Source organism: Nocardioides eburneus (genome assembly GCF_040838215.1).
Lineage (GTDB): Bacteria > Actinomycetota > Actinomycetes > Propionibacteriales > Nocardioidaceae > Nocardioides > Nocardioides eburneus.
Window position 1 is genome coordinate 1 of the sequence record NZ_JBFPJR010000060.1, and the last position, 9,610, is coordinate 9,610.

Below are 9,610 nucleotides of genomic sequence, written 5' to 3' on the forward strand. Positions count from 1 at the left end.
GTGTCGGGGGTGCAGGACCAGGTGCCGTCGTCGGCGACGGTGGTCTCGCAGACGGTGTCGCCGTTCTCGTCGGTGACGGTGACGGTGTCGCCGGCCTCGCCGGTGCCCGAGATCGTGGGGGTGTTGTCTCCGGTGGTCGCGCCGTCGTCGGGCAGGGTGATCGCCGGGGCGTCGGGCGCGGTGGTGTCGACGGTGAACGTGACCGGGTCCGAGGCGGGCGACTCGTTGTCGGCGGCGTCGGTCTGGGTCGCCGTGATCGTGTAGGTGTCGTCGTCGAGCTGCGTCGAGTCGAGGCTCCAGTTGCCGTCGTCGTTGACCGTGGTGGTGCCGAGCACGGTGCCGTCGTCCGCGGTGACGGTGACCGTGTCGCCGGCCTCGCCGGTGCCCGAGATCGTCGGCGTCGTGTCGCTGAGCACCGCGCCGTTCACCGGGCCTTCGATGACGGGGGCGTCGGGCGCGGTGGTGTCGACGGTGATGTGGACCGGGTCGGAGGCGGGGCTCGTGTTGCCGGCCTCGTCGGTCTGGGTGGCGGTGAGGGTGTGGTCGCCGTCGGTGAGGGCGGTGTCGGGGGTGCAGGACCAGGTGCCGTCGTCGGCGACGGTGGTCTCGCAGACGGTGTCGCCGTTCTCGTCGGTGACGGTGACGGTGTCGCCGGCTTCGCCGGTGCCGGTGATCTCCGGGGTTCCGGTGGCGAGGGTGTCGCCGTCGCCGGGTGCGGTGATCGATGGCGCGTCGGGGGCGGTGGTGTCCACGGTGATGTCGACCGGGTCGGACGCCGGGCTCGTGTTGCCGGCCTCGTCGGTCTGGGTGGCGGTGAGGGTGTGGTCGCCGTCGGCGAGCGCCTTGCCGTCGGGGATGGTGCACGTCCACGTGCCGTCGTCCTGGACCGTGGCGGTGCACAGCGTGGCGCCGTCCTCGTCGGTCACGATGACGCTGTCACCGGCCTCGCCGGTGCCGGTGATGGTCGGCGTACCGGTGTCGAGCACGTCGCCGCCCGACGGGGACGTGATGACGGGGGCGTCGGGCGCGGTGGTGTCGACGGTGATGTGGACCGGGTCGGAGGGCGCGGAGGCGTTGCCGGCCGGGTCGGTCTGGGCGGCGGTGAGGGTGTGGTCGCCGTCGGCCAGCGCCGTGTCGGGGGTGCAGGACCAGGTGCCGTCGTCGGCGACGGTGGTCTCGCAGACGGTGTCGCCGTTCTCGTCGGTGACGGTGACCGTGTCGCCGGCTTCGCCGGTGCCGGTGATCTCCGGGGTTCCGGTGGCGACGGTGTCACCGTCCTCGGGCGCGGTGATCGCCGGGGCGTCGGGCGCCTGGGTGTCGACGGTGAAGATCACCGGGTCCGAGGCGAGGGAGTCGTTGCCGGCCGCGTCGCTCTGGGTCGCCGTGATCGTGTAGGTGTCGTCGTCGAGCTGCGTCGAGTCGAGGCTCCAGTTGCCGTCGTCGTCGACGACCGCCGTACCGAGCTCGGTGCCGTCATCGGTCGTGACTGTCACCGTCGCGCCCGGATCGCCCGTGCCGGAGATCGTCGGGGTGTTGTCGTTGGTGGAGCTTCCGCTCTCCGGCGTACTGATGGTGGGGGCGTCCTCCGAGGTGTCGACGGTGATGTCGATCGGGTCGGACGCGGGGCTCGTGTTGCCGGCCTCGTCGGTCTGGGTGGCGGTGAGGGTGTGGTCGCCGTCGGCGAGCTCGACCTCCGAGTCGCAGCTCCACGTGCCATCGGGGCCGACCGTGGTGGTGCAGAGGGTGGTGCCGTCCTGATCGGTGACGGTGACGGTGTCGCCGGCCTCGCCGGTGCCGGTGATCGTGGGTGTGCTGTCGGCGACCGTGGTGTCGTCGGCCGGGCCGGTGATCACCGGTGCCGCCGGGGAGTCGGTGTCGACCGTGAAGGTCACCGGGTCGGACGCGGGGGAGTCGTTGCCGGCGGCGTCGGTCTGGGTCGCCGTGATCGTGTAGCTGCCGTCGGCCAGTTGCACGCTGTCACAGGTCCAGGTGCCGTCGTCGGCGACGGTGGCGGTGCAGAGCGTGTCGCCGTTGCCGTCGGTCACCGTCACGGTGTCGCCGGCCTCGCCGGTCCCGGAGATGGTCGGGGTGTTGTCAGCGGTCGCGCTGTCGTCGGCCGGCTCGGTGATCACCGGCGCGTCCGGCGCGGTGGTGTCGATCGTGAAGTCCACGGCGTTCGACGGGTCGGACTCGTTGCCGGAGGCATCCGTGGCGGTCGCGACGATGGTGTGGTCGCCGGCGTCCAGCGGCTCGTCGGGGACGAGGCTCCAGTTCCCGTCGTCGTCGGCGGTCGCGGTGCCGATCGGGTCGCCGTCGGGCTGACCGTCGCCGTCGGTGTCGAGATAGACGTCCACGGTCGAGCCGGGCTCCGCCGTACCACTGATGGTCGGCGTCGTGTCGCTGGTGCTCGAGCCGCCGGCCGGGTCCTCGATGACGGGGGCGTCCGGCGCGGTCTCGTCGGTCACCGTGACGGTGTCCGTGGCCGACGTGCCGTCGGCGGTGGTTCCGGTGAGCGTGTAGTCACCGGGAGCGGTGTCGCCGGGCACGGCGTAGGTGGTGCCGTCCGGCAGGTCGCCGTCGGCGGTGGTCGTGACCGTGACGGGGTCTCCGACCGGGTCGCCGTCGGCGTCAGTGAGCTGGAGCGTCACCTCGGTGTTGGGCGGCCACCCTCCGCCGGTGACGGTCGTGCTGTCACCCGCAGCGACGGGGCTGCCGGCATCGAGGCTCGGGGTGTAGGTGACCTGGTCGTTCGGGCCGACGCTGGAGGTCGCGAGGTTGAGCTCCAGGGCGTCCGTGCCGGGCAGCAGGACCACCTGGACGGCGGTCACGTCGGCCTGGGAGGAGAGACCGTCGGAGTCGTTCTGGACGTTGAGGTTGACCTGCGCGACGTCGCCCAGCGCCTCGAAGGCGGGCTGGAGCGCGTTGGTCGCGGTGGTGACGGTCGTGTCCACGGCCTGCCCGGCGGTGTCGAGCGCGGTGGAGATGGCGGTGTTGACCGCCGCGCCGACGACGTCCTGGACGATGCCCGTGGCGCCGTCCAGCACCGGGTCGAGCAGCGTGCCGGTGGCGCCGGTGCCGTCGATCGTCAACGGTGCCGAGCCGTCGATCAGGTCCTGGACGGATCCGCTGTAGTCGATGTCGATCCCGCCGAGGTTCGTGCCGACGATCGGCACCGTGATCGCGCTCGTCGAGTCAATGGTGACGTCCACGTAGTCGAGGGCGTCGGTCACGAGCTTGTTGACGTCGGTCTGCAGTTGGCTCAGCAGGGAGGCGACGTCGGCGGACACCGCCTGCAGCGTGTCGGCGTCGAGGAGCGTGGTGTTCGGGTCCAGGTCGTTGAGGTCGATGCCCCCGGCGAGGTTGACGGTGATCGTGCCGGTCGAGAGGTCGATGCTCACCAGGTCGGTCTTGAGCGTCTGCGTGAGCAGACCGCTCACGGCCTGGTCGAGCCGGCTCGTGTCGATCGTGACCGTGGTGTCGGATGTCGCGGTGCCGGTGGAGCCGACGAGGTCCAGGATCTGGCCGACGCTGTCGTTGACCGCGCCTTCGATGACGTCCTCCAGCCCGGTCAGCTGGGTGTTGAGCGTGCTGAACGTGTCCGTGAGCCCGGTGGTGAGGTCGCCCACCGCCGGTGACGTCAGGTTGAGCGTCGCGTCCGCGATGGTGGTGTTCCGGGTGAGCGTGCCGTCGTCGGCGAGCGTCGCCTCCGACCCCACGGCGCCGAGGTTGAGGGACGCCTGGGAGAGCGCCGGCTGGTTGGCGCCGAGGAGTTGCAGGAGATCGAGGCTCAGGTCGGCTGTGTCGGTGTTGGAGGTGGAGGCCCCGTCGGGGTCGGCCTCGGCGTACTGCTGGACGGCGCCGAGATGGAGGAGGTCGCCCACGCCGATCTCGAGGTCGGGCAGCGGCAGCGTCAACAGGCTGAGCGCGGTCGTGTCGAGGTTGGCGTCGTCGACGTCCGACGTGCCGGCGGTCGTGCCGTCGACGTAGTCGGCATGGGCGCCGTCGATCCCGGCCACCGTGGACAGATCACCGGTGAGCAGAGTTGCGTCGAGAAAGGTCGCGTCAGCGTGCGAGTCGTCGCCGACCTCGGCGTAGGCCGCCGGGCTCAGTCCCAGCGTCACCAATGCTGTCGTCGTCGCGACCAGGCCTGCGACCCATCGAGCCTTCATCCCGAGCTGTCTCCCCTCACACGCCGCCCACACGGTGCCCGCATCGAACCCGGGGCACAGCACTTGCTTCCTGTCGCAGGCGCCTCATATGGCAACGGCCGTTACACGAATTAGTAACAGCATCCGGTGGCGCTTGGGGAGTCTTCTAGACATTTGCGCCCGGCCTGTCAGCGGCCCGATGCTCGCACGGCGCCCTTCTACGACGAGCTCGAACGACGCCTCCATGCGGCGGTGCCACCGCGGGCATCGGCCCATGTTCTCGCTGACGCGGGTCGCAGGATGCGCCCGGGGCACCCGCGATTTCGACGGCGCTCATGGGTGTTGCTAAGGTTCCCACCGCTGACAGCGCGCTGCGCAGCGATCCCCGATAGCTCAATTGGCAGAGCTTCCGACTGTTAATCGGACGGTTGTTGGTTCGAGTCCAACTCGGGGAGCCAGACACGACAACGGCCCCGCCTCTTCGGTCGGGGCCGTTCGTGTCCGAGCGGGGCGGTAGCTCAGTCGGTCAGAGCAGAGGACTCATAATCCTTGGGTCGTGGGTTCAAGCCCCACCCGCCCTACCGCCCGCCAATGTCTGCAGTCGGGGGGGGTCTCCCGGGGGCTGGGGCCCCGGGGGCATCCCGGCGGCCCCTGCCGACGATGTCGTACCGGTCACGGACGGTGGAACATGCCGAGCGCGCTCAGCAGCGTGAAGACGAGCAGCACGAGCGTGATCAGCCCCAGCACGACGTGCGAGATCGCCGGGATCCGGCTCTCGGCGGTCAGCCGGTCGGCCGGGTCGGACGAGTTCGCCGGGACCTCCGCGGGGGAGAGCAGGGCACGTCGCACGATCTGCGTCCCGAGCAGTGCCGCGAGGGCGACGACGATGAACGTGGCCCAGGCGAAGCTGGTGTTGCCGTACGCCTTCCACCCGATCCAGAGCAGGACCGCGAGGAACGACAGCAACAGATGGCCGACCACGAGCCCGGGCGTGAGGCGCGTCGCGCGGGCGTTGCTCTCAGGCCGGCCCGCATCGGTCGTGTAGGTGAACTGATAGACGACGAGAAGCATCTGGACCAGGAAGAGTCCCATCAAGAAGTTCGACACGCTTGATCGTAGCGCCGGCGTCGTACGGCGGGCGGCGCTGCGGCCGCGCGCCGTCAGATCCGGAACTCGTGCGGGACGTAGCCCGCGGAGAGCTCGTCGTACTCCTCCGGTGTCAGCTCGAGCTCCAGTGCCGCGAGCGCGTCGGTGAGGTGCTGCTCCTTGGTCACCCCCACGATGGGTGCGGTCACGACCGGGCTGGCCAGCACCCAGGCGAGCGCCACCTCGGCACGCGAGACGCCGCGACGCTCGGCGATCTCGCCGACCTTGTCGACCACGGCGCGGTCGCCCTCGACGTAGAGAGACGTGGCGCGGGCGTCCTTCTCCTGCCGTTCCGTGGTCTCCTCCCAGGGCCGCGCCACCCGGCCGCGGGCCAGGGGCGACCACGGGATGACGCCGATGCCCTGGTCGGCGCAGAGCGGAAGCATCTCGCGCTCCTCCTCGCGGTAGAGGAGGTTGTACTGCGGCTGCATGGAGACGAACTTCGTCCACCCGTTCACCTCGGCGACGTGCTGCGCCTTGGCGAACTGCCAGGCGTGCATCGTCGACGCCCCGAGATAGCGCGCCTTCCCCGCCCTCACCACGTCGTGGAGCGCCTCCATCGTCTCCTCGATCGGTGTCTCGGGATCCCAACGGTGGATCTGGTAGAGGTCGACGTAGTCGGTCCCGAGCCTGCGCAGCGACTCGTCGATCTCATGCAGGATCGCCTTGCGCGACAGGCCGGCGCCGTACGGTCCGGGGCGCATGCGGTGGTAGACCTTCGTCGCGAGTACGACGTCGGCCCGGTCGGCCACGGCCCACAGCGCCTTCGCGGTGTACTCCTCGCTGCTCCCGAGGTTGTAGACGTTCGCGGTGTCGAACGTCGTGATCCCGGCCTCGAGCGCCTGGCCGATCAGCTTCTGGCTCTCCTTCTCGCCGAGCACCCACTGCGCGCCGCCGCGCGCGGGGTCGCCCCAGCTCATGCAGCCGAGCACGAGGCGGGAGATCTTGAGTCCGGTGTTGCCCAGGTTGACGTAGTCCATGGGACTATCAAACACCATTTAATCGAGGAAGTTTGTCGTTAATCTCCCTCGATCAGATACCGACCCGAGGCGTACGTCAGGCGCAGGTGCACGTCCTCGGTGTGCTGCGAGCCGTCGTCCATCGTGTACGTGTAGTGGTAGCTCACCTCGGGGTCGTCGCCGCCGAGACTGGGCGCGACCCGCTCGACGGAGTCGATCCGCGCGACGTGGCCCCAGAATCCCTCATACCCCCGGAGTCCGCCGCTCTCGTCCTGGAAGGTCGGCGTGAGCATCTTGAACCCCGCCGACGGATCGGTCGAGGCCGTCTGCAGGTAGGTCGTCACGAACGAGCGGACGCCGTCGGCGGTGGGATGGGCGCTCGGCGAGGGGCGGGTGGTGCTCGGCGGGCTCGACACTCCTCCCTTGGGCTCGTCACGACCGTGGAGCGCCAGGACGACGGCCACGGCGACGAGGACGACCAGGGCGCCCAGTCCGACGGGCGCCAGCAGCAGCCCGCTGCGCCGGCGCCGCCGTACGGCACCCGGCTCGGGCGCGATGAGGGGTGGCGCGGCGGACGGAGGAGGCGACGTCGGCGGGGCGTAGGCGCCGTCGACGGCGCCGGGCGCCGCCGAGGTGACCACCGGCGTGCGTGACGCCACGGTCACCGGTCGCCGGCTGAGGAAGTCGTGCGCCTGCGCCATCGTCCACCTGGCGCCGGGCTCCCGGGTCATGCTGTGGTCGAGCAACGGGGCGAGCCAGCCGGCGCGTCCGGTCGCGGGCGGTTCCTCGTGGACGATGCGGTAGAGCGTGCCGAGGATGTTGTCGCCGACCTCGTACGGTGGCCGCCCCTCGACGGCGTGGAACAGCGTGGCGCCGAGCGACCAGACGTCGCTGGCCGGCGTCGCCGCTTGTCCCGCCGCCACCTCCGGGGCGAGGTACGCCGGCGAGCCGGTCACCACACCGGTCTCCGTCAGTGTCGACTCGCCGTCGGTCCCGCGGGCCACTCCGAAGTCGGTCAGCTTCGCGTGACCGTCGTTGCCGACGAGGATGTTGGACGGCTTGACGTCGCGGTGGACGACGCCGGCCGCGTGCGCCGCACGCAGTCCATCGGCCACCTCGGTCAGGATCCCGGCGGCGTCGTCGACCGGCAGCGGACCCCGCGCCGCGACGAGCCCGGAGAGGGTCGTTCCCTCGACGTACTCCATGACGAGCCACTGCTCACCGGCGTCGTGGACGAGGTCGAAGACGGCGACGACGTGCGGGTGACTGAGCCGAGCGGCGAGCCGTGCCTCACGCTCCGCCCTCGCCGCCGTCGGCCCTCCGGCCGCGACCGGTGTCAGCTGCTTGAGCGCCACCGCTCGCCCGAGCACCGTGTCGGTGCCCAGCCAGACGGCGCCCATCCCACCGCGGCCGAGCTCGCGCTCGCGCGTGTATCTCCCTGCGATCAACGACATCCTCCTGCTCACCGACCCTAGACACCGGCTCCAACGTCGGTCGCCGGCCCCGGCAGGAGCGCGCCGTACGCGAGGCCGCTACGGAACCGGATGGGCGTCGCGGCGGGCGATGGGGCAGGCTTGGACGGTGCCGTCCCGTGGTGGGACGGCTCGGAACCACCCAGAGAGGCTCACTGTGTCCATCGATCGGTCCATCGATCCGTCCATCGACCCGCACCTCCTCGATGACCTCGAGTGGCGTGGACTCATCGCCGACTCGACGGACCGGGACGAGCTGCGCGAGGCGCTGACCTCGGGGAGCGTGAAGTTCTACATCGGCTTCGACCCGACCGCGCCCAGCCTCCACATGGGCAACCTGCTCCAGATCGTCACCGCGGTGCGCTTGCAGCGGGCCGGACACACGCCGTACGCACTCGTGGGCGGCGCCACCGGCATGATCGGCGACCCGAAGGACTCGGGGGAGCGCACGCTCAACTCGCTCGACACGGTCAAGGAGTGGGTGGAGCGCGTACGCCGTCAGATCGAGCCGTTCCTCGTCTTCGACGGCGCGAACGGCGCGACGATGGTCAACAACTACGACTGGACCGCGTCGCTGTCGACGATCGACTTCCTCCGCGACGTCGGCAAGCACTTCCCGGTCAACCGCATGCTCGCCCGAGACACGGTGCGCAAGCGGCTCGAGAGCGGCATCTCCTACACCGAGTTCAGCTACGTGCTCCTGCAGTCGATGGACTACCTCAACCTCTTCCGTGACTTCGGCGTGACCCTGCAGTTCGGGGGATCGGACCAGTGGGGCAACATCACCGGCGGCGTCGAGCTCATCCGCCGCGCCGAGGGCGCCGCGGTGCACGCGTTCACGACACCGCTCGTCACGAAGGCGGACGGGACGAAGTACGGCAAGTCGGAGGGCGGGGCCCTGTGGCTCGACCCGGAGATGATGTCGCCGTACGCCTTCCACCAGTTCTGGCTCAACGTCGAGGACGTGAAGGTGGGGGAGATGCTGCGGCTTTTCACCTTCCTCTCGCACGACGAGATCGAGGAGCTCGAGCACCAGACGGTGGAGAAGCCGTTCCTGCGTGCCGCTCAGAAGGCGCTTGCCGACCACATGACGACGCTCGTCCACGGCGCTCACGAGACCGACCAGGCGAAGGCGGCGGCCTCGGCGCTCTTCGGGGGTGGCGACCTGGCTTCCCTGAGCGGTACGACGTTGGCGGCGGCCCTCACCGAGGCTGGTGCCACCGAGGTCGACGGGTCGGCCGGGCTGCCGGCAGTGGTCGACCTGTTCGTCACCACCGGGCTCGCGTCCAGCAAGGGCGATGCCCGACGGACGATCGCCGAGGGAGGGGCCTACCTCAACAACGTCCGCGTCACGGATGCGGAGGCGATGCTCGACGACGACGAGGTGCTCGACGGCGGCTGGATCGTCCTGCGCCGCGGCAAGAAGCGGTTCGCTGGCGTACACCTGCGCTGACCTGCGCAGATGCAGTCGTACGACGGCCCGGAGCGGCGCCTCGAGCAGGCGTCTTCCGGGCCGTCGTGACGTCGGGGCGACTCCGATTTGGCAAGCGTGCGCGAAGGACGTAATGTTCTCCGGGTCGCCACGGAGCGGCGGGGAGCAAGCCCGAAGGGATGGGCTCCCGGCCCCGAGGTCGGCCACTTCGTTGCCCATCACACCGTTCTCGGTGCGATCACCATCTGATCGTCTCGAATTCGGCGCTGTTGCGTGTCACGAAAGCAAGGATCAACGAGCTTCTCGCCGAATTGGCCCGAAGCAAACGGATCCGCTAAAGTCTGCGAAAGCAGAGAGCAAGACCTCGATAGCGAAAACCGGTTGGTTGGTGCGTCGTGTGTGTGTGATTCTTGAGAACTCAACAGTGTGTCAAATAGTCGACGAATTAGTTTG

5 protein-coding genes and 2 tRNA genes are annotated in these 9,610 nt (G+C 69.9%); 3 read left to right on the forward strand and 4 right to left on the reverse strand.

What is annotated here, in order from left to right:
- Window positions 1-4,169 (reverse strand): Ig-like domain-containing protein (locus AB3X52_RS19125; RefSeq protein ID WP_367995702.1); only part of this gene is annotated, 4,169 nt, incomplete at its 3' end.
- A gap of 361 nt (window positions 4,170-4,530) precedes the next feature.
- Here AB3X52_RS19125 and AB3X52_RS19130 point away from each other — a divergent pair.
- Both AB3X52_RS19130 and AB3X52_RS19135 read left to right on the forward strand, forming a co-directional pair.
- Window positions 4,531-4,606: transfer RNA gene (locus AB3X52_RS19130), tRNA-Asn, on the forward strand.
- Between the two features lie 49 nt (window positions 4,607-4,655).
- Window positions 4,656-4,729, forward strand: a tRNA-Ile gene (locus tag AB3X52_RS19135).
- Window positions 4,730-4,820: 91 nt separating this feature from the next.
- On the opposite strand, the gene AB3X52_RS19140 is transcribed toward AB3X52_RS19135, so the two are convergent.
- The 3 genes from AB3X52_RS19140 to AB3X52_RS19150 are packed head-to-tail and all read right to left on the reverse strand — an operon-like array spanning window position 4,821 to window position 7,701.
- The gene (locus tag AB3X52_RS19140) at window positions 4,821-5,255 is read right to left on the reverse strand and encodes a hypothetical protein (RefSeq protein WP_367995703.1); all 435 of its coding nucleotides are present in this window, start codon (window positions 5,253-5,255) and stop codon (window positions 4,821-4,823) included.
- 53 nt (window positions 5,256-5,308) lie between these two features.
- Window positions 5,309-6,274, reverse strand: a complete 966-nt coding sequence (locus tag AB3X52_RS19145) for an aldo/keto reductase (protein WP_367995704.1) — start codon at window positions 6,272-6,274, stop codon at window positions 5,309-5,311.
- A 38-nt stretch (window positions 6,275-6,312) separates the two neighbouring features.
- Complete coding sequence (locus AB3X52_RS19150; protein WP_367995705.1) at window positions 6,313-7,701, reverse strand: serine/threonine-protein kinase; 1,389 nt, start codon at window positions 7,699-7,701, stop codon at window positions 6,313-6,315.
- A gap of 181 nt (window positions 7,702-7,882) precedes the next feature.
- Between AB3X52_RS19150 and tyrS the strand changes: the two genes are divergently transcribed.
- Window positions 7,883-9,178 carry a tyrosine--tRNA ligase gene (gene tyrS, locus AB3X52_RS19155; RefSeq protein ID WP_367995706.1) on the forward strand — a complete coding sequence of 432 codons (1,296 nt, stop codon included), beginning with the start codon at window positions 7,883-7,885 and terminating at the stop codon, window positions 9,176-9,178.
- Window positions 9,179-9,610 lie beyond the last annotated feature (432 nt).

Coding starts and splice junctions, on each gene's coding strand:
- AB3X52_RS19145 (WP_367995704.1), bottom strand. CDS start 6,274: ATGGACTACGTCAACCTGGGCAACACCGGACTCAAGATCTCCCGCCTC.